Origin of the sequence: Pseudomonas brassicacearum (assembly GCF_003732225.1) — a bacterium.
GTDB lineage: Bacteria > Pseudomonadota > Gammaproteobacteria > Pseudomonadales > Pseudomonadaceae > Aquipseudomonas > Aquipseudomonas brassicacearum_E.
On record NZ_MOBJ01000007.1, the window covers coordinates 50908 to 71316 of the forward strand.

At 60.9% G+C, this 20409-nt stretch carries 23 protein-coding genes; 5 read left to right on the forward strand and 18 right to left on the reverse strand.

Annotated features, from left to right (window positions below; genetic code table 11):
* Positions 1 to 15: 15 nt before the first annotated feature.
* Positions 16 to 1290, reverse strand: coding sequence for a uracil-xanthine permease family protein (locus BK659_RS10210; RefSeq protein WP_123424961.1), 1275 nt, complete (start codon positions 1288 to 1290; stop codon positions 16 to 18).
* Between the two features lie 2 nt (positions 1291 to 1292).
* Entirely contained in the window at positions 1293 to 1931 is a 639-nt protein-coding gene (gene upp / locus BK659_RS10215; protein WP_019693615.1) for a uracil phosphoribosyltransferase, read from the reverse strand.
* Positions 1932 to 2096: 165 nt separating this feature from the next.
* Here upp and BK659_RS10220 point away from each other — a divergent pair, with 165 nt between their 5' ends.
* Positions 2097 to 2654, forward strand: coding sequence for a hypoxanthine-guanine phosphoribosyltransferase (locus tag BK659_RS10220; protein WP_019693614.1), 558 nt, complete (start codon positions 2097 to 2099; stop codon positions 2652 to 2654).
* 3 nt (positions 2655 to 2657) lie between these two features.
* On the forward strand, positions 2658 to 3131 hold the full coding sequence (locus tag BK659_RS10225; protein ID WP_123424962.1) for a WbuC family cupin fold metalloprotein: 474 nt from the start codon (positions 2658 to 2660) through the stop codon (positions 3129 to 3131).
* A 16-nt stretch (positions 3132 to 3147) separates the two neighbouring features.
* Here the strand turns inward: BK659_RS10225 and BK659_RS10230 are convergent, their stop codons facing one another.
* The 13 genes from BK659_RS10230 to BK659_RS10290 all read right to left on the reverse strand — a co-directional run bounded on the left by BK659_RS10230 (position 3148) and on the right by BK659_RS10290 (position 15230).
* On the reverse strand, positions 3148 to 4740 hold the full coding sequence (locus BK659_RS10230; protein ID WP_123424963.1) for an aldehyde dehydrogenase (NADP(+)): 1593 nt from the start codon (positions 4738 to 4740) through the stop codon (positions 3148 to 3150).
* 56 nt (positions 4741 to 4796) lie between these two features.
* Positions 4797 to 5714 (reverse strand): dihydrodipicolinate synthase family protein, encoded by a 918-nt coding sequence (locus BK659_RS10235; protein ID WP_123424964.1) that lies wholly within the window; start codon positions 5712 to 5714, stop codon positions 4797 to 4799.
* Positions 5715 to 5810: 96 nt separating this feature from the next.
* The gene (locus BK659_RS10240) at positions 5811 to 6848 is read right to left on the reverse strand and encodes a trans-3-hydroxy-L-proline dehydratase (protein ID WP_123424965.1); all 1038 of its coding nucleotides are present in this window, start codon (positions 6846 to 6848) and stop codon (positions 5811 to 5813) included.
* A 27-nt stretch (positions 6849 to 6875) separates the two neighbouring features.
* Positions 6876 to 7598: an amino acid ABC transporter ATP-binding protein gene (locus BK659_RS10245; protein ID WP_103318455.1), complete on the reverse strand. Its 723-nt coding sequence runs from the start codon at positions 7596 to 7598 to the stop codon at positions 6876 to 6878.
* A complete protein-coding gene (locus BK659_RS10250) occupies positions 7591 to 8241 on the reverse strand; it encodes an amino acid ABC transporter permease (protein ID WP_123424966.1) in 651 nt (216 codons plus the stop codon). Before BK659_RS10250 ends, BK659_RS10245 begins: the two co-directional genes overlap by 8 nt.
* Positions 8242 to 8250: 9 nt before the next feature.
* Positions 8251 to 8916 carry an amino acid ABC transporter permease gene (locus tag BK659_RS10255; RefSeq protein ID WP_123424967.1) on the reverse strand — a complete coding sequence of 222 codons (666 nt, stop codon included), beginning with the start codon at positions 8914 to 8916 and terminating at the stop codon, positions 8251 to 8253.
* A gap of 107 nt (positions 8917 to 9023) precedes the next feature.
* Complete coding sequence (locus BK659_RS10260) at positions 9024 to 9842, reverse strand: ABC transporter substrate-binding protein (RefSeq protein ID WP_123424968.1); 819 nt, start codon at positions 9840 to 9842, stop codon at positions 9024 to 9026.
* A gap of 280 nt (positions 9843 to 10122) precedes the next feature.
* Positions 10123 to 10869 (reverse strand): AraC family transcriptional regulator, encoded by a 747-nt coding sequence (locus tag BK659_RS10265; RefSeq protein WP_185015321.1) that lies wholly within the window; start codon positions 10867 to 10869, stop codon positions 10123 to 10125.
* Positions 10870 to 10897: 28 nt separating this feature from the next.
* A complete protein-coding gene (locus tag BK659_RS10270) occupies positions 10898 to 12166 on the reverse strand; it encodes an NAD(P)/FAD-dependent oxidoreductase (RefSeq protein WP_123424969.1) in 1269 nt (422 codons plus the stop codon).
* The gene (locus BK659_RS10275) at positions 12163 to 12399 is read right to left on the reverse strand and encodes a (2Fe-2S)-binding protein (RefSeq protein WP_123424970.1); all 237 of its coding nucleotides are present in this window, start codon (positions 12397 to 12399) and stop codon (positions 12163 to 12165) included. The genes BK659_RS10270 and BK659_RS10275 overlap by 4 nt, the downstream gene beginning before the upstream one ends.
* Positions 12396 to 13511 carry an NAD(P)/FAD-dependent oxidoreductase gene (locus BK659_RS10280; RefSeq protein ID WP_123424971.1) on the reverse strand — a complete coding sequence of 372 codons (1116 nt, stop codon included), beginning with the start codon at positions 13509 to 13511 and terminating at the stop codon, positions 12396 to 12398. Before BK659_RS10280 ends, BK659_RS10275 begins: the two co-directional genes overlap by 4 nt.
* Complete coding sequence (locus BK659_RS10285; protein ID WP_123424972.1) at positions 13508 to 14443, reverse strand: 4-hydroxyproline epimerase; 936 nt, start codon at positions 14441 to 14443, stop codon at positions 13508 to 13510. Before BK659_RS10285 ends, BK659_RS10280 begins: the two co-directional genes overlap by 4 nt.
* A 106-nt stretch (positions 14444 to 14549) precedes the next feature.
* The gene (locus tag BK659_RS10290; protein WP_123424973.1) at positions 14550 to 15230 is read right to left on the reverse strand and encodes a GntR family transcriptional regulator; all 681 of its coding nucleotides are present in this window, start codon (positions 15228 to 15230) and stop codon (positions 14550 to 14552) included.
* A 153-nt stretch (positions 15231 to 15383) separates the two neighbouring features.
* Here BK659_RS10290 and BK659_RS10295 point away from each other — a divergent pair, with 153 nt between their 5' ends.
* The gene (locus BK659_RS10295; RefSeq protein ID WP_123424974.1) at positions 15384 to 15671 is read left to right on the forward strand and encodes a PA4642 family protein; all 288 of its coding nucleotides are present in this window, start codon (positions 15384 to 15386) and stop codon (positions 15669 to 15671) included.
* Between the two features lie 140 nt (positions 15672 to 15811).
* On the opposite strand, the gene mqo is transcribed toward BK659_RS10295, so the two are convergent.
* Together mqo and BK659_RS10305 are read right to left on the reverse strand one after the other, a co-directional pair.
* A complete protein-coding gene (gene mqo / locus BK659_RS10300) occupies positions 15812 to 17320 on the reverse strand; it encodes a malate dehydrogenase (quinone) (RefSeq protein WP_123424975.1) in 1509 nt (502 codons plus the stop codon).
* Positions 17321 to 18069: 749 nt separating this feature from the next.
* Complete coding sequence (locus tag BK659_RS10305; RefSeq protein WP_123424976.1) at positions 18070 to 18294, reverse strand: hypothetical protein; 225 nt, start codon at positions 18292 to 18294, stop codon at positions 18070 to 18072.
* 182 nt (positions 18295 to 18476) lie between these two features.
* On the opposite strand from BK659_RS10305, the gene BK659_RS10310 reads away from it, so the two are divergent.
* Complete coding sequence (locus BK659_RS10310; protein WP_123424977.1) at positions 18477 to 19061, forward strand: YajG family lipoprotein; 585 nt, start codon at positions 18477 to 18479, stop codon at positions 19059 to 19061.
* Positions 19062 to 19676: 615 nt separating this feature from the next.
* Here BK659_RS10310 and BK659_RS10315 read toward each other — a convergent pair.
* Entirely contained in the window at positions 19677 to 19883 is a 207-nt protein-coding gene (locus tag BK659_RS10315) for a hypothetical protein (RefSeq protein WP_071553371.1), read from the reverse strand.
* A 181-nt stretch (positions 19884 to 20064) separates the two neighbouring features.
* On the opposite strand from BK659_RS10315, the gene BK659_RS10320 reads away from it, so the two are divergent.
* Positions 20065 to 20352 carry a hypothetical protein gene (locus BK659_RS10320; protein WP_123424978.1) on the forward strand — a complete coding sequence of 96 codons (288 nt, stop codon included), beginning with the start codon at positions 20065 to 20067 and terminating at the stop codon, positions 20350 to 20352.
* Positions 20353 to 20409 lie beyond the last annotated feature (57 nt).

The following is a 20409-nucleotide window of genomic DNA, read 5'->3' on the forward strand; positions in this document are numbered from 1 at the left end:
AAGATTTCAAACTGATTAAAGCAACGGCTCGTCCGCTTTCTTGTGCTTCCAGCTGTCATTGCCCGGCAGAATCAGGTTCAGCGCGATCGCCACGACGGCGCACAGCGCGATGCCCTTGAGACCGAAGTCCTGCGCGCCGGTGCCGGTGCCGATCAGCATACCGCCAATCCCGAACACCAGCGTGACCGAGACAATCACCAGGTTGCGCGCTTCAGCCAAATCGATCTTGTGGCGGATCATGGTGTTCATGCCCACCGCGGCAATCGAACCGAACAACAGGCAGAGAATCCCGCCCATTACCGGCACCGGGATGCTTTGCAGCAGCGCACCGAACTTGCCGATAAACGCCAGGCTGATGGCAAAGATTGCCGCCCAGGTCATGATTTTCGGGTTGTAGTTCTTGGTCAGCATCACCGCACCCGTCACTTCAGCGTACGTGGTGTTGGGTGGACCGCCGAGCAGCCCGGCTGCGGTGGTGGCGATACCGTCGCCAAACAGCGTGCGGTGCAGGCCGGGCTTCTTCAGGTAATCACGCCCGGTTACGCTGCCGACCGCGATCACGCCGCCGATGTGTTCGATGGCCGGGGCCAGCGCTACCGGGACAATGAACAGAATCGCCTGCCAGTTGAATTCCGGAGCGGTGAAGTGCGGCAACGCAAACCACGGCGCAGCAGCGATTTTCGCGGTGTCGACGACGCCGAAGAAAAACGCCATGCCAAACCCGACCAGTACGCCGGAGATGATCGGCACCAGGCGGAAGATGCCTTTGCCGAACACCGCCACGATCAGCGTTGTCAGCAGCGCCGGCATGGAGATCATCATTGCCGTCTGGTAATGAATCAGCTCGCTACCGTCGCCGGCCTTGCCCATCGCCATGTTTGCGGCAATCGGCGCCATGGCCAGGCCGATCGAGATGATCACCGGGCCAATCACCACGGGTGGCAGCAAGCGGTCGATGAAACCGGTGCCCTTGATCTTCACGGCCACGCCGAGAAAGGTATAAACGAAACCGGCCGCCATCACCCCGCCCATGGTCGCCGCGAGGCCGAATTGGCCCTTGGCGAGAATGATCGGGGTGATGAAGGCAAAACTCGACGCCAGGAACACCGGCACTTGCCGTCCGGTAACCACCTGGAACAGCAGAGTCCCGAGGCCCGCCGTGAACAGCGCGACATTTGGGTCGAGGCCGGTAATCAGCGGCATCAACACCAACGCGCCAAACGCCACGAACAGCATCTGCGCGCCAGACAGCACCGTGCGCCAGAGCGGGTCGTTGAACTCATCCTGCATGCTCACGCGTCCTTCTGCTTGGTGCCGAAGATCTTGTCGCCGGCATCGCCCAGACCAGGAATGATGTAGCCGTGTTCGTTCAGTTTTTGATCAATGGAAGCGGTGTAGATGGTCACGTCCGGGTGAGCTTTTTCTACTGCGGCGATGCCTTCAGGGGCAGCAACCAGGACCATTGCGCGGATGTCCTTGCAACCGGCCTTCTTCAGCAGGTCGATGGTGGCGACCATCGAACCGCCGGTGGCGAGCATCGGGTCGATGATCATCGCCAGACGTTCGTCGATTTCCGGAACCAGTTTTTCCAGGTACGTGTGTGCTTCGAGGGTTTCCTCGTTGCGGGCCACGCCCACGGCGCTGACTTTGGCGCCCGGGATCAGGCTGAGCACGCCTTCAAGCATGCCGATGCCGGCACGGAGGATCGGCACGACGGTAATTTTCTTGCCGGCGATCTTCTCGACCGAAACCGTGCCGCACCAGCCTTCGATATCGTAGGTTTCAAGGGGCAGGTCTTTGGTGGCCTCGTAGGTCAGCAGGGCACCGACTTCCTGAGCGAGCTCGCGGAAATTCTTCGTGCTAATGTCTGCGCGGCGCATAAGGCCAAGTTTGTGTCGGATCAGCGGGTGGCGGATCTCACGGATGGGCATAGGGAAAGGCTCCGGCGGCGGGCAAAAAAACCGGCCTAGATTAATCTATCCGAGGGTGTTGTCCTATAGACATACAGTACGTTAGTCCAGAAACGCTTGATCTGACCCGGCTGGATGCGTACCTTTGCTCGCTTTTCCGAATCCGCCACCCCCTTGGAGAGCACCATGTCCGCTGATCTCGAGCATATCCGTCAAATCATGCGAGAGGCTGACTGCCTGTACACCGAAGCTGAAGTCGAGGCGGCCATCGCCCGCGTCGGTGCGCAAATCAACGATCAGTTGGCTGAAAGCAACCCGGTGGTGTTCTGCGTGATGAACGGCGGCCTGATTTTCTCCGGCAAACTGCTGACCCATCTGAATTTCCCGCTGGAAGCGTCCTACCTGCACGCTACCCGTTATCGCAACGAAACCAGCGGCGGCGAGCTGTTCTGGAAAGCCAAGCCGGAAGTCTCGTTCATCGACCGTGATGTGCTGATCATCGACGACATTCTCGACGAAGGTCACACCCTGGGCGCGATCATCGACTTCTGCAAACATGCTGGCGCCCGCGCCGTGCACACCGCCGTACTGATCGACAAGGATCACGACCGCAAGGCTCGCCCAGACCTGAAGGCCGATTTCGTCGGCCTGCCGTGCATCGACCGCTACATCTTCGGTTACGGCATGGACTACAAAGGCTACTGGCGCAACGCCGCCGGGATCTATGCCGTCAAAGGAATGTAAAACATGACCACGCCGAGCTTTCTTGATCAAGCACTGTTTACCGACCTGACCGAGAAGGCTGCGGCCAATCCTCGTGGTCGGCAGCATCACAACTTCCACCAGATGGACGAGCCGTGCCACCGCATGGCGGTGGGATTGCAGCCATCGACCTATGTTCCGCCACATCGGCATTTGAGCGACGACAAGGCTGAAACCCTGTTGGTCCTCAAGGGCCGTCTGGGGGTGCTGGTTTTCGACGACGCGGGCCAGGTGATTGCCAAACGAGTTCTGGAGTGCGGCGGCGATACGCTGGGGATCGACCTGCCTGCCGGTGTTTATCACGGTCTGGTCGTGCTTGAAGCGGACAGCGTGATGTTCGAATGCAAGGCCGGGCCGTATCGTCCGGTGGGCGAGGGTGAACATGCGCATTGGGCACCCCGCGAAGGTGAGCCCGGCGTTGCCGAGTATCAGGCCTGGATGCGTGCGCAGTTCGATTGACGGTGTACAGCGGGCGTCAGCCCGCTTGATTCAGCTTCTCGTGGGTATTCACCCCATCCACCAGACGCAAAAGCCCCAGCGGATTGGCGTTCTTCAGCGCGTCCGGCAGTAACCCGTCCGGACAGTTCTGATAACACACCGGCCGCAGGAAGCGCTCGATCGCCAGGCTGCCGACCGAGGTGCCACGGGCATCCGACGTCGCTGGATACGGTCCGCCGTGGACCATTGCATCACACACTTCGACACCCGTCGGATAACCGTTGAGCAGCAGGCGCCCGGCTTTCTGTTCGAGGATCGGCAGCAATTGCGAGCACAGCTCAAGGTCTGCCGGTTCGGCGATCAGCGTGGTGGTCAATTGCCCGTGCAACGCCTGCAGCGCCAGCCTGAGCTCTTGCTCGTCGGCCACTTCCAGCACAATGCTTGCCGGGCCGAACACCTCTTCTTGCAGCACCTCATCCCCTTCAAGCAGCAGACTGACGTCAACCTTGAACAGTTGCGGCTGCACCTGATTGCCTGACGCATGGTTGCCGCTCAAACGCGTCACACGCGGGTGGTCCAGCAAGCGCTGCACGCCGCTTTCATAGCTGCGTCGGGTACCGCTGTTGAGCAGGGTCTGTGGCGGTTTTTCGTTCATCTGCGCGGTGAGTTGTTCGATAAAGGTGCTGAACGACGCCGAGCGCAGGCCGATGATCAAACCCGGATTGGTACAGAACTGGCCACCCCCCAGGACGATCGAGGCGCTCAACTCGCTGGCGATGGTTTCGCTGCGGGCCGCCAGGGCGGCGGGTAGCAGCAGCACCGGGTTGATGCTCGACATTTCGGCGAACACCGGTATCGGCTGTGGTCGGGCGGCAGCCATGTCGCACAGGGCCCGGCCACCTTTGAGCGAACCGGTGAACCCCACCGCCTGGATCGCCGGATGTTTGACCAGCGCCTCGCCAACACCAGCGCCATAAATCATGTTGAACACGCCCTCGGGCATGCCGCTGCGCTGTGCCGCGCGAATGATCGCGGCCGCAACCTGTTCGGCGGTTGCCATATGCCCGCTGTGGGCCTTGAACACCACTGGGCAACCGGCGGCCAAGGCGGCGGCGGTATCGCCACCGGCGGTGGAAAACGCCAGCGGAAAGTTGCTCGCACCGAACACCGCCACCGGGCCCAGGCCGATACGCCATTGACGCAGGTCGGGTCGTGGCAACGGTTGGCGCTCGGGCAGGGCGCGGTCGATCCGTGCGCCGAGGAAGTCGCCCTGGCGCAGTACCCGGGCAAACAGCCGCAACTGGCCGCTGGTTCGCGCCCGTTCGCCCTGAATCCGCGCAGCGGGCAGGGCCGTCTCGCGGCAGACGATGGCGATAAAGTCATCGCCCAGGGCGTCAATTTCTTCGGCGATAATCTCGAGAAAACCAGCGCGGACACTGGCCGGCAGGTTGCGATAAATGGGGTAGGCCTTGGCGGCGAAGTGTGCGGCGTTGTCGATTTCCTCCGCGTTGGCCTGGCTGAAGCCATAGGGCAGAGGTTCACCGCTGTGGGCGTCGACGCTGTGCAGGAGCTGATCACCTGCGGCGCTGCGGCCGAAGCCGATAAAGTTGTGGCCGATAATGGCTGACATAAAAAATGCTCGGCATGGCCGCGCTCGATACCGAGCGCGGCAGTGGGGAAGGGCGGTTACAGACCGACGTCCGGCAAAGTCGGGCGATTGGCGAGCGCGGCTTTGACCAGCGCCTCGACTTCGCTGTGTTCGTGATCAAGCAGGCCCAGGCGAGGTGGACGGGTCAGCGCCGTGCCGCGGCCCATCAGTTCTTCACAGAGCTTGATGCACTGCACCAGGTCCGGGCGTGCATCGAGGTGCAGCAGTGGCATGAACCATTCGTAGATCGGCATCGCTTCCTTGAAGCGACCGTCGCGGGCCAGACGGAACAGCGTCTCGCCTTCTTTCGGGAACGCGTTGGACATCCCGGAGACCCAGCCCACCGCACCAACGGCAATGCTTTCGAGCACCACGTCATCGAGCCCGGCGAACAGTACAAAGCGGTCGCCGACTTCATTGCGCACATCGATGAAGCGCCGGGTATCGCCCGAGGAATCCTTGAAACAGACGACGTTGTCGCAGTCGGCCAGGGAGATCAGGATGTCCGGGGTCACGTCGTTTTTGTAGATCGGTGGGTTGTTGTAGACCATCACCGGCAGGTCGATGCTGGCGGCGACGCTACGGAAATGCGCGGCAGTCTCGAAGGGTTTCGAGGAGTAGACCAGTGCCGGCATCAGCATGATGCCGTCGGCACCCACGCGCTGGATTTCCTTGGCGACCTTGCTGGCGTTGGCGCTGGTGAATTCGGCGACACCGGAAATCACCGGCACCCGACCCGCCGCGGCGTCCTTGGCGACTTCCACCAGGCTGATTTTCTCTTCGGTGCTCAGCGAGGTGTTCTCGCCGACGGTGCCGCAGATCACCAGCCCCGAAACTCCATCGCGTACCAGCCCGCTGATGACTTTATGGGTGCCTTCGTAGTCGATGGAAAAGTCCGGGTTGAACTGGGTAGTGACCGCAGGGAATACGCCGCTCCAATTAACGTGCTTGCTCATGTTGCCTCCGATGATGACTTTTTAGTATTTCGTATACGTTTAGGTTGAGCACTGAAAGTGCCGTGGGGTTCAAAGGGTTTTGCCAGGTACGTTGCTTCAAATAGCCAGTTCGACGGGCCAGGTGTCGGACAGTCGATAACCGCCCGGCCAAGGATCGCTTGGGTCGAGCAGATGCTGGTGGGTGCCGGTGATCCAGGCGCGCCCGGACAGGCACGGGATAATGGCCGGGCGGCCGGCGATTTCGCTGGTGCTGTCGATCCGGCAATGAAATTCGGAACCGATAATCGAGCGCCCGATAAACACCTCGCCTACCGCCAGTTGGTCTTTGGCGTGCAACACCGCCATGCGCGCCGAACAGCCGGTGCCACAGGGTGAACGATCGATCTTGCCGGGGCGGATCACCACCGCGTTGGCGGCACTGGCCACGCCGTTGCTGCGGTCGAGCGGTGCGGCAATCTGGCAGAACGAAATGTGTTTCCAGTCCGGGTTCAGCGGGTGCACGAAGCCCAGTTGCTCATTGGCTGCCTGAGTGATCTTCAGACCGGTAGCGACCAGGTCCGCGGCTTCATCGGCGGTCAGGGAGAAACCCAGACGCTGGGCATCGACGATTGCGAAGCTGTCACCGCCATAAGCGGTATCGACCTGTAGCGAACCGAGGCCTTTGACTTCGATCCAGGCGTTGAGTTTATCGGCAAATGACACCACGTTACGTACTTCGACTCGCTCGGCCTTGCCGTTGCGACAGTGGGCGGTCACCTCAATCAAGCCGCCAGGTGCCTCGAGCACCAGCCGGGTCAGCGGTTCGGTCATCGGCAAAATGCCGCTGTCGAGCAGCACCGTGGCCACGCACAGCGAGTTGGAGCCGGACATCGGCGGTGTGTCAGCCGGTTCCATGATGATCCACGCCATGTCGGCGAGCGGGTTCCTGGAGGGTACCAACAGATTGACGTGGCGAAAGACTCCGCCGCGCGGCTCGTTAAGGACGAAGTTGCGCAGCGTCTGGTCCTCGGCAATCCAGCGTGACTGTTCCCACAGGGTCGCGCCGGGTGGTGGTGCGACACCGCCGACGATAACATCACCGACTTCACCTTCGGCGTGGCAACTCACCACATGAATGATTTTGCTCGAACGCATGACTGTCTCCTGGGGCCTGTCTGTGGGTTACAACACCGATTTCAGGAAGTCGGCGGTTTCCGCACGCTGCGGCTGGCCGATCACCTGGTCCGGTGAACCGATTTCATGGATCTTGCCGTCGCGAAAGAACGCCACCCGATCCGAAACATCGCGGGCAAAGCGGATTTCGTGAGTCACCAGGACCATGGTCATGCCCTCCTCGGCGAGCAGGCGCATGGTGTCCAGCACTTCACCCACCAGTTGCGGGTCGAGGGCCGAAGTAGCTTCGTCGAACAGCATGTAGTCCGGCGACATGGCCAGCGCCCGGGCAATCGCCATGCGCTGTTGCTGACCGCCGGAAAGCTTGCTCGGAAACACCTTGAGCTTGTCGCCGAGGCCTACGTGCGTCAGTTGCCGCACGGCGATTTCTTCAGCTTCCTGACGGCTTTTGCCGAGCACCTTGCGCGGGGCAAGCATCACGTTTTCCATCACCGTGAGGTGCGGGAAGGCGTTCCATTGCTGGAAGACGATGCCGATTTTCTGCCGCAACTTGTTCAGGTCGGTGCCGCTGGCATGCACCGGTGTGCCGTCGACGCGAATCTGCCCGCCCTGAATGGCTTCCAGGCCGTTGATGCACATCAGCAAGGTCGACTTGCCCGAGCCCGAGCCGCCGATGATCGACAGCACTTCGCCTTTGTTCACGGTCAGGTCGACACCCTTGACGACTTCCAGGTTGCCGAAGGATTTACGAACGTTCTCGATCTCAATCATTTTCCTGCCACCTCTGTTCGAGCCGCGCACCCAGACGAGCGATCACCAGGCTCATGACGTAGTAGATAAGGCCGGCCAGGGCCAGGACGAACAACGGTTCCTGGAGCCGGGTGACAATGGTTTGCGAGGCACGCAGCAGTTCGACGATGCCGATCCAGAGCACCAGCGAGGTGTCTTTCATGACCGCCAGTGTCAGGTTGATCCAGCCCGGAAACGCCACCCGCGTGGCCATCGGCAGGACAATGTGCAGCAAGTCCTGACGGTGGCTGAGGCCCAGCGAACGGGCGGCCCGCCGCGTGCTCAACGGCACCGACAGCACGCCGCCGCGGACGATTTCTGCGCAGTAGGCGGTGGAGTAGGCGCCGAGGATCACGCAGGCCACGGTGAATGCACTCCAGTTCAGGCCGACGATCGATTTGAACGAGTTGAGCAGCACAAACTGAATCAGCAACGGCACGCTGCGAAACACGTCCAGTACCCAGGCCAGCGGCAGGCTCAAACGCGGCAGCAAGGCCCGAACCAGGCCACAGGCGACACCCAGCAACGTGCCGATCAACATCGCCCAGAACGTCAGCAGCAGCGTCGTACCAGCACCTTGCAGCAGGTAGAGGAAGTCGCCCGAGGTAAAACTTGAGGTGTACATGCAGGCCTCCTAGTACCGGAACAAACGCCAGGCCAGCAGGCGGGCGATCAACACCACCAGCTTGGCCAGGACGAAGTAGAGAACGGCGGCGATAGCGAAGAACTCGAAGGTGCGAAAAGTCTTCACGTTCAGTGCCTGGGTCACGCCGGTGAGGTCGCTGGTCAGGCCGACGACCACGCCCAGAGAGGTCATCAGCAAGGCCCAGACCATTTGATTGGTCAGCGGGTAAAACACCACGCGCAACAATTGCGGCAGAACCACCAGCCTATAGGCCTTCGGTGCGCTCATGCCCAACGAGCGGGCCGCGCGCAATTGGGTTTCAGGCACGGCGTTGAGGCCGCCGCGAAAGGTCTCGGCCAGATAACCGGCGTTGTTGAAGGTGATGCCGATCAGCAACGCCAGCCATGAGCCCATGTGAATACCAAAGGCGCCGAGGCCGAAGTACAGGATGTACACCTGAAACAGTGCCGGGGTGTTACGTGCAATCGACACCCAGCTGGCGGCAATCGCCCGGAACAGGCGCTTGTCGGACTGCTGGCCGAGGGCGAGGAACATCGCGATCAGCGTGCCGGCCAGCATCGACAGCACCGCGATTTCCAGGGTCACCCGGGCGCCGTCGAGCATACCCGGCAACGCCTGGAAGGCGGCGCGCCAATGGAAGGTGTAGTCGAACATCAAAGGAGTTCCTTGGTTTTAAAATCGCCAGGATCGCGGCCTGCGGCAGCTCCTACAAATTTGCGTACACCCGGTAGGAGCTGCCGCAGGCTGCGATCTTTTGGAGGCTAGCGATACACGCCGCTGGCCGTCAGCTGTGGCGCCGTGCCGCCGACCCATTGCGCGAACAGCTCCTGATAACGCCCGGAGCGCACCTGATGATTGACGAACAGGTTGAGGTAGTTGATCAGGCCGAACTCATTGCGCTTGGCGCCCAGGGACACGTAGTCGATGTCATAGGGCGCGGTGCCGGCGACGCTGAGGTTTTTGTACTTGCCGGATTTGATCAGTGACGAGGCGACCGTCGAGGTCACGGTGGTCGCGTCGATTTGCCCCTGGCTCAGGGCAAGTACCGCGTCAGCCAGCGACTGATAGGCATGGAAAGCGCCCTTGGCGTTGGCCCATTTCTTCACGTCGTTTTCCAGCGCAATGGCTTCAAACGTGCCGGCCGGGCCGCCCACTGAATGGCCCTTGAGGTCGTCGTAGGTCTTGATCCCGGCGTCGCTGCGGGTCAACACCACCATCTGGAAGGCGAAGTAGGGAATGGTCATACCCACGGTCTTGGCCCGCTCCAGCGTGTCGGAAGTGGAGGCGACGATGACGTCGGCGCGGCCGGAAACCAGTGCCGGAATTCGGTCCGGGAACGGGGTTTCAACAATCTCGGCTTTGACCCCGAGGGTTTTTGCCAGGTCGTTGCAGTAGTCGACATCGAAGCCGGCCGGGGTGTTCTTCTCATCGCGAAAGCCCATGGGCGGGAAGTCCAGGGTGACCGCGCAACGCAAGCTGCCGGATTCGATGATGTCGTCGAGTTTGTCGGCCTGGGCCTGGGCGATGAACGCGCTGCTCAGCAGGGCGGTGATGAAGACGGCGGATGCAGGATTTTTCATAAGGGGCCTCGTTGTCGGATGGTGTCGAGCGTTGGGCAGTTCTTATCAAATGGGTATTTAGAATTTCGTATACGATATTTGATATGCACTGGATGTGCCAAAAATCTGGAGTTCACATCGCGTTCAACGGGTGACGGGCTGCGAGGCCCGAAACAGAGGGCAACAGCCAACGGTGCAAAAACCGGCCAAGGAAATGCGCGGCGAGACGAACGCTTCGAAGGCGGGCGCCGTGTCACAAAAGGGAGCAGGGGTTGGCGGGGTGCTCGGTAACGGGTAACAGTCAGCGATGGTTATCGCGGTACTGCGAAGGGGACACGCCGGTGAGTGCCTTGAATTGACGGCTGAACGCGCTGTGGTCGGTGTAACCGCAGCGCAGGGCGATCTCGGTGATTGGCAGCTCGCCCGATAGCAGCTGCGTGGCAGCGCCCAGGCGTGCCTTGTGAATCATCTGGCGTGGCGTCAGCTGGAAGATCCGTTTGCACAGGCGCTCCAGTTGCGCCACGGAAAAACCGCTGAGGGCCGTCAGCTCGCTCAGGGCGACGTGTTGCGCGTAGTGTTCGCGGATGTGCCCGTCGACCGCTGCGAGTTTTTCATAGGCCGGGTGACTGGACTGGGGCGCGAGCAGGTCGTAGGAAATCCCCGCCATGCCGATGATGCTGCCCTGAGCATCGCGCAGCGCCAGTTTGTGGGTCAGGCACCAGCCAGGTTCGTGGCCAGGGTAAAGGTGCAGTTCAAGCTGATCGCTCAACGGGCTACCGTCACTCAGTACTCGCCGGTCCTGCTCGGTGTAATGCGGGCCGAAGTGCGAGGGAAACACCTGCTCAGCCGTTTTACCGAGGAGCGTGTTGGGGTCTTTGGCGCCACAGCGCTGGGCCAGGGTCTGATTGATCAGCACGTAGCGGGCGGCGGTGTCCTTGATGAAGAACACCACGCCGGGCATGGCATCGAGCAGCGGTGCGATCAGTTGCAAACTGCCCAGCAGCTCGGGCAGGTCGCGGGGGCAGGGCAGTGGCAGGGGGAACGTCATCAGGTGGCGGCCCGCAGGGATGAGGGCCTTACTCTACGGTGACGGACGCGCCATTGGGAAGCTCGGCAAGCTGCAACAGGGTGTCGATGCGCGTCGGGGAAAACGGCGGACGTGGCGCCGGTTGTGGCCAGTCGAACAGGTAACGGGTCGCCGCACCACAGACTCGCCCCTGGCAGGCGCCCATGCCGCAACGCGTGTGCAGTTTGGCCTGGTTCCAGGCGGAGCAGGCCTTGAGCGCTGACAGCTCAACGTCTTCACAACGGCAGATCAGTGTGTCGGGCGTTGCGAGCTGTTTGAGTTCATCACGCAAGGCAAAGCTGCGCCGCAGTTGATCGGCGAAAGCTTGCCAGTGCTGCCGTTGCGGCCAGAGGGTGCGTGCTTGCTGTACTTCACCGATGGCCATCCACCCTGCGATGGCGCCTTCGATCAATGCCAGCTCACTGCCGCCGAAGCCGGTGCATTCGCCCGCCGCATAGTGCCCGTTCAGGCTACTGAGCTGGCTCGCATCGACGGCGATCGCGTCGTCTTTCAATTCGCAGCCCAGCGCTTGGGCCAATTGGGTATTGGGGATCAGGCCGAAGCCGCAAGCCAGTCGCTCACAGGGGATGTCGACGATCCGCCTCTGGCGTTTCACACGTACGCCTTGCAGGCGGCTGTCGCCATAGGCTTCGAGGACATGACTGTCGCAGCGGTAGTGACGATCAAACAGTTGAACCGCTTGCAGGCATTTGGCCGGCCATTTTGGCAGTTGCAAGGCAAACCCGGCGACCGCACTTAGTGGCGCTTGTTCGGCGATGTGCAGTACCTGGGCGCCAGCCTTTTTCGCGGTGGCGGCGCTGGCCAGCAGCAGCGGACCACTGCCGGCAATCACCAACCGCTCGCCGGCCACCGGCATCCCGCCCTTGATCAGCGCTTGCAGCCCGCCTGCACCGGTGACACCGGGCAAGGTCCAGCCGGGAAACGGCAGCAGCAGTTCACGGGCACCGGTGCACAGAATCAGTTGCTGGTATTCGATGACCCAGCCGTGCTCAGGGTCTTCCAGCAGCAGTTTTTTGGGGCCAGCCAAGGCGACCACGCGTGTCGAATTGAACACCTGCACGTTACTCGCCGCCGCCAGTTTCTGACGATGAGCCTGAGCATTGCCCGGTAAGTGCGCATTGACGCCATCGCGCCAGATTTGCCCGCCGGGTGCCGGGTTGTCATCGATGATGGCGATGCGTGCGGTGCTCGGTGCGGCCGCCAATGCTGCTGCCATGCCCGCAGGCCCAGCGCCGATAATCAGCAGATCGACTTTCATGCCCGGGTCTCCACGCACATGCCGGTGCGGCAGGTGGTCTGGCAGGCGAGACGGCGCTGACCGTCGATGCTCACCCGACACTCCTGGCAAACGCCCATCCCGCAAAAAGGCGCCCGACGCTGACCGCTGACCGACGTTCGACTGCAGCCGTCGCCTGCCAGAGAGAGCAGCGCCGCAACCGTTGTACCGGCGTCGACCGCTACCGTGCGGCCGTCGAGACTCAATTCAATCATGCGCGTAACCCTTGTGCGGTGGTCAGGAAACGCCCCGGCAGATAGGGCGTCGGGTCGATGGCCGGAGTGGTTTTACACAGCTGCGCGGCCAACAGCTGTGCGCTACCGGGGGCCGTGGTGACGCCCAATCCTTCATGCCCGGCCGCCAGCCACAAACCTGCTTGCTGTGGATGTTCACCGAGCAGCGGCAAGCCATCGGGCGTGGCCGCGCGCAGGCCGGTCCAGCTGCGGATGGCGTTCATCCCGGCAAGCTCCGGCAAATAGTCGATCGCCCGGCGCAGCATGCGCGCCAACACGGCTGGTTCGACGCTCAGGTCGGTGCTGTCGAACTGGCGCGATGAGCCGAGAAAGATTTGCCCGGTCGGGCGTGGCTGGGCATTGAAGGCAACCGAGGTGCCTTCGCTGGCATGAGCACTGGTGACATACCCCAGCTCGACCAACTGGTGATGGATCTTGCCGGGGTAGCGGTCGGTGATCAGCAGGTGGCCTTTCTTCGGGCGGATCGGCAGGTCGGGGCACAGCTCGGTGGCGTGAATGCCGTTGGCCAGCACCACTGCTTCGGCCCGCAACCGCTCGCCAGAAGCCAATCGCAGCTGATTACCGTCGACCTGCGTGACCTCGACCGTGCGCCGAGTGATCCGCCCAGCGCTTTGGTTGAGCAACCAGTGAGCAGCATTCGGCGCATAGAGAATGCCGTCGCCGCTGACCTTCAGCGCACCACTCAGGCCGGGACGGAGCATTGGCTCGGCCTTGTAGAGTGCGCGCGGGTCGAGCATTTCGCAGGCGATGCCCTGGGCCTTGAGCGTCTGACGTTTGTGCTCGGCGCCGGCCATTTCCTCGTCATTGGCGGCCAGCCACAGCGTGCCGCAGTTGCGGTAGGCGCAGCCGGGATCCAGGCGCGGTGCCCATTGTCGCCAGAGTTCGATGGAGTATTGGCTCAGCGCCAGTTCGGCCGGGTTGTCATCCATCGCCACCAGGTGACCCATACCGACCGCCGTGGCGCCACCGCGCTGGCTGTCGAGCACCAGCACGTCGAGCCCACGTTGCGCCAGCTCATAGGCACAGGCACTGCCGACAATGCCGGCACCGATGACGATGACGTCGGCATTCATGAACCGATGCCCCACACGAACGGGTCGTCTTCCTCCAGCAACAATTGGCTCTCGCCACTCATGTGGGCGCGACCACGGATGGTCGGAATGATGCGTTGTTCGTCGAGCCGCTGGTAACTGGCTTCGAACTGGCTGCCGATCACACTGGCCTGGCGCCAGACTTCGCCGGGCTGCAATTTACCGTCGGCTGCCAGGCACGCCAGCTTGGCGCTGGTGCCGGTGCCGCAGGGCGAGCGGTCGTAGGCTTTGCCGGGGCAGAGGACAAAGTTGCGGCTGTCGGCCACGGAGTCGTCGGCGAACAGTTCGATGTGATCGATTTCGCCGCCGTCCTCGCCACGAATGCCCTGGTTCTCCAGCGCTTCGCGGACCGCCCAGGTGTAAGCGGTCAGGGCCTCGAGGTTGTCGCTGGCGATGCGTTGGCCGTGCTCGGCAATCAGGAAAAACCAGTTGCCGCCCCAGGCGATGTCACCGCTGACTGCGCCGTAACCCGGTAATGTCAGCTGCACGGCCTTGCGGTAGCGATAGGCCGGGACGTTGCGCACGCTGACCGAGCGATCCTCATGCAAAGTCGCCTCGACCGTGCCGACCGGGGTTTCGATCCGATGCACGCCGGGCTCGATGCGTTTGAGGTACGCCAGCGAGGCCACCAGGCCAATGGTGCCGTGACCGCACATGCCGAGGTAGCCGCTGTTATTGAAGAAAATCACCCCGGCACAGGCGCCGGGATCCTGCGGCTCGCAGAGCAGGGCGCCAACCAGCACGTCGTTGCCGCGTGGCTCAAGCACCGTGGCGGTGCGCCAGTGGTCGTGCTCCTCGGCGAGGCGGCGCTTGCGTTCGGCCATGGAGCCGCTGCCCAGATCCGGGAAGCCGGTGATGACCAGACGCGTCGGTTCACCGCCAGTGTGAGAGTCGAGGACGTGAATACGTTTCATGAAGGGCGCCACCTTGCACAGGAAATGTCTGTGCAAGACTGGCGTTTGAGGCGCGGGATGGCTTGAGGGATTTAACCGTTACCGATGACGAAATCGGCACAGTCGATCAGATCCGCGCGGGTGCGTTCGGCAGGTGTTCGTAGAGCGTACGGCACACGCCAATGATGTGTTGCTCGATCAGTTCGGCGGCTTTGTCGGCATCGCCGGCCCGGCAGGCGGCGAGAATGTCGCGATGCTCGTGGTCCGCACGGTCCTTGCCTTCGGAAAGGCTCATCTGCATGCGCAGGTAGCGTTCGACCTTGTCGTGAATCGAGCGGATCAGGTTGATCAGGAACGGCCGCTGCGCCGGTTCGTAAAGGCACGCGTGCAGCGCCCAGTTCAACTCGGCCCAGCGGCCGATGTTGTTTTCGTCGATGAACTCGGCACAGATACTTTCGGCGCGAGCGAACGTGGCTTCGGTCATGTTCGGCACGGCCAGGCGAATCGCCTGGACCTCCAACAGCACCCGGACTTCAAAGATCTGCGCCAGTTCGGGCTCGGAAATCTTCGTCACCACCGCGCCCTTGTTGCGCTGAAATTGCACCAGGCCTTCCGCCTCAAGACGTTTGAGCGCCTCGCGCACGGGAATCTTGCTGACGTTAAACAGGCGAGCGATGTCGTCCTGACGGATCGGCTCGTCTTCGGCGAAGTGGCCGCCGATGATTGCCTCGCGCAGGTGTTTGGCGATAACTTCCGAAGCCGAGGGCGCAATCCCCAGATTGGGGGCGTTGAAGCTGGGTAGAGGCACTTGAATGAGTCCCGGCAGGCGTGATTGCGGATATTGTATACGAGCGTGTCAGGGCGCCAAGCGCTTTTGCGAGTGAACGCTGGTCGTTGAGGCTTGGGTCGGCGCAGGGGTAAACTGCCCGCCCCGTGTAATGTCTGCGAGCTGGAGTCGGCAATGCGTAAAGATAAGAAACAGGTGATTGGTGACGAGATCGGCGATGCGCAGATCAAATTGTTTCTCGATTTTGAACCGATCGACGCGACTTCACCGTCCCTGCACAAGCTGATCAAGGCTTACCGCGGCCTGCGTATCGATGATTTCGAGCGTTTTCTGGGGTTCTTCGTCGAGGCAGGCCTGGACCTGGACGGCAAGGACGAGCACGGCAAGGACTTTGTTGCGCTGATCCAGGATCAGCGCAACGCTGCTGAGTACATCGAGCTGATCAACAAGGCTCGCGGTTAAGATCAAAAGATCGCAGCCTGCGGCAGCTCCTACATGGGAATGTGAACACCCGTAGGAGCTGCCGCAGGCTGCGATCTTTTAAAAGGTATAAAAAACGCCCCGCTCTCAACGAGAACGGGGCGTTTTTTTATGCGCGACAATCAAGCGAAGCTTGGGGTCTCGCTGCTTTCTTCAACCAGTTCCAGTGCGACGTTGTTCTGCGCGTTGATCTTGCGATACAGCGCAGCGTCGGTTTCCAGGACCTTTTCCCGAGCCGGGAAGATTTCCGCCAGCTTGGCTGCCCATTCACCCTTGGCTTTGTTCGGGAAGCATTTCTCGATCAGCTCAAGCATGATCGACACGGTGACCGAAGCCCCAGGCGATGCGCCGAGCAGTGCCGCAAGGGATCCGTCCTTGGCAGCAACCAGTTCGGTACCGAACTGCAGGATACCGCCTTTTTTCGGGTCTTTCTTGATGATCTGCACGCGCTGGCCAGCGACTTCCAGACGCCAGTCTTCGGCCTTGGCTTCAGGGTAGAAGCGGCGCAGCGACTCCAGGCGTTGTTCCATCGACTGCATCACTTCACTGACCAGGTACTTGGTCAGGTCCATGTTGTTTTTGGCCACGGCCAGCATCGGGCCGATGTTGCCGGCGCGAACCGACATCGGCAGGTCCATGAACGAGCCGTGTTTCAGGAACTTGGTGGTGAAGCCGGCGTAAGGTCCGAACAGCAGGGACTTCTGGCCATCGACGACACGGGTGTCCAGGTGCGGCACCGACATCGGTGGCGAACCCACCGCTGCCTGGCTGTAGACCTTGGCCTGATGGTGTTTGACCACTTCCGGGTTGTCGCAACGCAGCCATTGGCCGCTGATCGGGAAGCCGCCAAAACCTTTGCTTTCTTCGATGCCCGAAGCCTGCAACAACGGCAATGCCGCGCCGCCAGCGCCGAGGAAGACGAATTTGGCGTCGACGTCACGGCTGTTGCCGCTGTTAACGTCCTTGATGCTGACGGTCCAGCCGTTGCCGTTACGCTTGAGACCGGTCACGCGCTTGCAGTACTTGACCTGGGCATCGGGTGCGCTGGTCAGGTGCTTGAGCAGTTGATTGGTCAGGGCGCCGAAGTTGACGTCGGTGCCGTTCATCACGCGGGTCGCGGCGATGACTTCGTCGGCTGGACGACCAGGCATCATCAATGGCATCCAGTCGGCCATTTTTGCCTTGTCTTCGGTGTATTCCATGTCGGCGAAGGCGTGGTGCTTGCTCAGTACCTTGAAACGTTCCTTGAGGAACGAAACGCCAGCGTCACCTTGCACGAAGCTCAGGTGCGGAACCGGGCTGATGAAGGATTTCGACGAGCCGAAGGTGCCTTTTCGGGTCAGATAGGACCAGAACTGCTTCGACACCTCGAACTGGGTGTTGATGTGCACGGCTTTCTTGATGTCGACGCTGCCGTCAGCGGCCTGTGGCGTGTAGTTCAGCTCACACAGCCCGGCGTGACCGGTACCGGCGTTGTTCCACGGGTTGGAACTCTCCGCGGCACCGGAATCCATCAGCTCGACGACTTCCAGCTTGATCGCGGGGTCGAGCTCTTTGAGCAATACAGCCAGGGTGGCACTCATGATGCCGGCCCCAACCAGTACTACGTCGACTGCTTCGTTATGCGCCATTTAACGCGTCTCCAAAATCTGCAGCACCAAATTGTCGGCATAGCTGCCAGGAGTTACGGGGCATGCTCTGTAGAGCCCCGGGTCACCCATGGCCAGGATCGCCATGTCCGAATCTTCGCAATTTTTTGCAACTTCGACAGACGCTACCTACCGGGCTCAGGGTTCCTATGAACTCACTTCAGCGCGCGGGAGGCAATTCGACTTATGGTCGATACGTCCGTTTGTGCAACCAAATCCGTAGTGGACAGGCTTCAGGCTCCAGTTCTTGAGGAGTACTCAGTCCTGTGTCGTTGGGCTGTTGTAGACGCTAATGGTGCATGTTCAGACGCAAAACTATTCATTTGCTCGCCACACTCTTGTGAAGTTGTGAAAACCCGTTTTTTTCACGCTCTTTTGAAGACGTGAACCTCAAAAAAGGGCTGTCCCAGCCTGGCACTGTGCCCGGATGGATTGCCGCCATGGGATACAGGGCAGGCAAAACGGGCAAACAGCTCAGTGACCGAGCGTAACGACAGCTCTGGCAGATTCGCGAAAAGTGGTGGTTTGCAGGATAAACAGCAAGCTCGCCAGCTTCACTCGATCTGTGTGGGCGGCTCTCTGTGGGCGGTGCGGGGTGTCAATACAAGCGCATTGACGATGCTGCGAGGCCCGATCAGGAGACGTCCTTATAATCGGGGGGAGATTGTAGCGAAGAAACGCAGGGAAATGGTCGTGTTTAATGACTTTTATTAGCCATTCGGTCAGATGGACTACACCGTCTGCAACCGTGCATGAGGATTGCGCGGGCTCAGGCGGGCACTGGCAGGCAGCGGCTGGTGCAACCAGTTGAGACGAATCTCCCGGATTTCGACCCAACCATCGCCCGTTGGCGGCACGCGACAGTGCTTGAACGCCAGGCAGCATTGATTGCTGTCGAGCTGGGCGAAGTAGCGATATTTGCGGCGTGGAGCGAATAGCGACCAAAGAAATTGCATGGCAATGCTCTCGAAGTGAGACGGCCTTGAAGTTAGCAGTGTGGCATGACACTGGCGTTACGGAGCACCCGAGCCAAGTGACATTGCGCATCTCTTCAGCAAGTGTTCAGGGTTGCTGGTTTGAAGAGGATACCCACCGCTATACTGCGGGTCTGATTGTATTTGTATCTGGAGAGTAGCGCATGTTGCAACGCCTGTTGTTCGGTTTGATCACTGTGACCAGTTTGACCCTGGTTGGCTGCGCCAACAGCCCGCAACAACTAGCCCCGGAGCCTAAGCTCACGACTCAGCTGGCGCCGGTCGGGCATGGTCAGCCGGTGGTGGTGAGGGTGGTCGATGGCCGACCGTCGCCAACCTTGGGCACCCGTGGTGGCCTGTACCCTGAAACCAGCGCAATCACGGTGCAAGGTGCGCAAATTTTGCCGAAGTTGCAGGCTCAGGCCGAAGCGGCTGTGCGTTTGTTGGGTTTCACTCCAACGCCTAATGCTTACAACGCGCCGCAGTTGACGGTGACGCTGGCGGAATTGACGTATCAGTCGCCTAAAGAAGGCATGTATGTGACTGAAGCGACTATTGGCGCGGCTTTCCGCTCTGATGTGCAGAATGCCAACCGTCGTTACAGTGGCCGTTATGCGGCGTCGCTGAATCAGCGTTTCGGGATGGCGCCGAATCAGGAAACCAACACCAAGCTGGTGAGCGATGTGTTGAGCGATGCGTTGACCCGGTTGTTCAAGGATCCGACGGTGGGTCAGGTGCTCGGCGAATAACGGTTCGCGGTATTCAAGAAGCCCGGTGTCAGTGATGGCACCGGGTTTTTTTGTGTCTGTCGGACTTTTGTGTGGGCTTTCTGTGGGAGCGGGCTTGCTCGCGAAGGCGGCCTGACAGCCGGCCCATCTCCCGCAGACGTACACCAATCAAAACTGTGGGAGCGAGCTTGCTCGCGATAGCGGCCTGACAGCCGACTAATCTCTTGCAGGTGTACATATCCGTTGCTGCGGTAACGGCCACTTAGGGTTCCGCCCTTACGGCGTGTCACTTTTGCAGACGCCCAAAAGTAACCAAAACGCTTCGCCCCAAGCGTCCGGCACCTCGCCTAGGCTCGGCGTTCCCTCTCTCCGGCGTCCATCAGGGGGCATCGCCTACGGTCTGCTTCGCGACGACCTCCTCTCGATGTGTCCGGCTTCGCCGTACGGCGCTGCGCGCCAACCCCCTGCTGAACACCTCCACTCGGCCTCCCGATGGGGCGGGTAGATCAAAAGCAAAGCACGGCGGCCTGACAGCCGGCCTGAGTGGTAAAGGCGCGCCACTGGTGATGATCTTCGTAGGAGCTGCCGCAGGCTGCGATCTTTTGATCTTGGCTTTTTGACGGGGTACCGCGGCTTCTAGGCGGCTTCTACATAAAAATCCAGCATGCTCACGCCGGTCAACAGGTCAGTTTCCGGCAGGTCGGCGTGTTGGTGGCCGCCCAGGGCGCAGTAGACGAGCCAGTGGCGGTCCTGGACGTTGAAGGCGAGGCTGCCGACAAGGTTTTGTTGTTCGTCGCTGGGGGTGATCAGGTAGAGGCGATCCTGGTTTTCTGCGTGCAGCATGACAGGCTCCGTGTCGGATTCGAGGGGCGACAGACTGGCTTGTTAAGGTGACGTTCAGGTGACAGCGCAGATTAATCAGTAAATTGCCGGTCTCTGGAGTGCAAAGCGCAGGGCGTAAAAAACGTTTGGCTACTTGCAGCTGTTTTCAGGCCACAGGCGCTTTTTTTACGTGAGGGTCATGATGTCGCTGCACATGAGCTGGTCTGCTGTCAGTGCCCATCCCGGGAGCCTGATGAATTTTTTCGCGTTGTTGATCGCCTTGCCCGGTGCCTGGCTATTGCACGTGACCCGTCGCCGTGAACAGCTGGCGCTGAAGAAGCTGGCGGCACAAAGCGCGGTACGGGCGATCGATGAGCCGATGCTGTTTCTGGACATCGCGACGCTACGGATGAACCGGTTTTTCTACCGTTTCGGCTTTGTCTGCCTGGCCTTGGCGCTACTGCTGTCGTGGATCAGCAGGCATTTTTGAGGTTTGCATCACCCATGAAAACGGCGCCCCGAGACGCCGTTGTTGTATTCAGCCAAA

Bases quoted from the DNA above. Each gene is read 5' to 3' on its own strand.
- BK659_RS10210 (WP_123424961.1), bottom strand. From the start codon at position 1,290: ATGCAGGATGAGTTCAACGACCCGCTCTGGCGCACGGTGCTGTCTGGC.
- upp (WP_019693615.1), bottom strand. From the start codon at position 1,931: ATGCCCATCCGTGAGATCCGCCACCCGCTGATCCGACACAAACTTGGC.
- BK659_RS10220 (WP_019693614.1), top strand. From the start codon at position 2,097: ATGTCCGCTGATCTCGAGCATATCCGTCAAATCATGCGAGAGGCTGAC.
- BK659_RS10225 (WP_123424962.1), top strand. From the start codon at position 2,658: ATGACCACGCCGAGCTTTCTTGATCAAGCACTGTTTACCGACCTGACC.
- BK659_RS10230 (WP_123424963.1), bottom strand. From the start codon at position 4,740: ATGTCAGCCATTATCGGCCACAACTTTATCGGCTTCGGCCGCAGCGCC.
- BK659_RS10235 (WP_123424964.1), bottom strand. From the start codon at position 5,714: ATGAGCAAGCACGTTAATTGGAGCGGCGTATTCCCTGCGGTCACTACC.
- BK659_RS10240 (WP_123424965.1), bottom strand. From the start codon at position 6,848: ATGCGTTCGAGCAAAATCATTCATGTGGTGAGTTGCCACGCCGAAGGT.
- BK659_RS10245 (WP_103318455.1), bottom strand. From the start codon at position 7,598: ATGATTGAGATCGAGAACGTTCGTAAATCCTTCGGCAACCTGGAAGTC.
- BK659_RS10250 (WP_123424966.1), bottom strand. From the start codon at position 8,241: ATGTACACCTCAAGTTTTACCTCGGGCGACTTCCTCTACCTGCTGCAA.
- BK659_RS10255 (WP_123424967.1), bottom strand. From the start codon at position 8,916: ATGTTCGACTACACCTTCCATTGGCGCGCCGCCTTCCAGGCGTTGCCG.
- BK659_RS10260 (WP_123424968.1), bottom strand. From the start codon at position 9,842: ATGAAAAATCCTGCATCCGCCGTCTTCATCACCGCCCTGCTGAGCAGC.
- BK659_RS10265 (WP_185015321.1), bottom strand. From the start codon at position 10,869: ATGACGTTCCCCCTGCCACTGCCCTGCCCCCGCGACCTGCCCGAGCTG.
- BK659_RS10270 (WP_123424969.1), bottom strand. From the start codon at position 12,166: ATGAAAGTCGATCTGCTGATTATCGGCGCTGGGCCTGCGGGCATGGCA.
- BK659_RS10275 (WP_123424970.1), bottom strand. From the start codon at position 12,399: ATGATTGAATTGAGTCTCGACGGCCGCACGGTAGCGGTCGACGCCGGT.
- BK659_RS10280 (WP_123424971.1), bottom strand. From the start codon at position 13,511: ATGAATGCCGACGTCATCGTCATCGGTGCCGGCATTGTCGGCAGTGCC.
- BK659_RS10285 (WP_123424972.1), bottom strand. From the start codon at position 14,443: ATGAAACGTATTCACGTCCTCGACTCTCACACTGGCGGTGAACCGACG.
- BK659_RS10295 (WP_123424974.1), top strand. From the start codon at position 15,384: ATGCGTAAAGATAAGAAACAGGTGATTGGTGACGAGATCGGCGATGCG.
- mqo (WP_123424975.1), bottom strand. From the start codon at position 17,320: ATGGCGCATAACGAAGCAGTCGACGTAGTACTGGTTGGGGCCGGCATC.
- BK659_RS10305 (WP_123424976.1), bottom strand. From the start codon at position 18,294: ATGCAATTTCTTTGGTCGCTATTCGCTCCACGCCGCAAATATCGCTAC.
- BK659_RS10310 (WP_123424977.1), top strand. From the start codon at position 18,477: ATGTTGCAACGCCTGTTGTTCGGTTTGATCACTGTGACCAGTTTGACC.
- BK659_RS10315 (WP_071553371.1), bottom strand. From the start codon at position 19,883: ATGCTGCACGCAGAAAACCAGGATCGCCTCTACCTGATCACCCCCAGC.
- BK659_RS10320 (WP_123424978.1), top strand. From the start codon at position 20,065: ATGTCGCTGCACATGAGCTGGTCTGCTGTCAGTGCCCATCCCGGGAGC.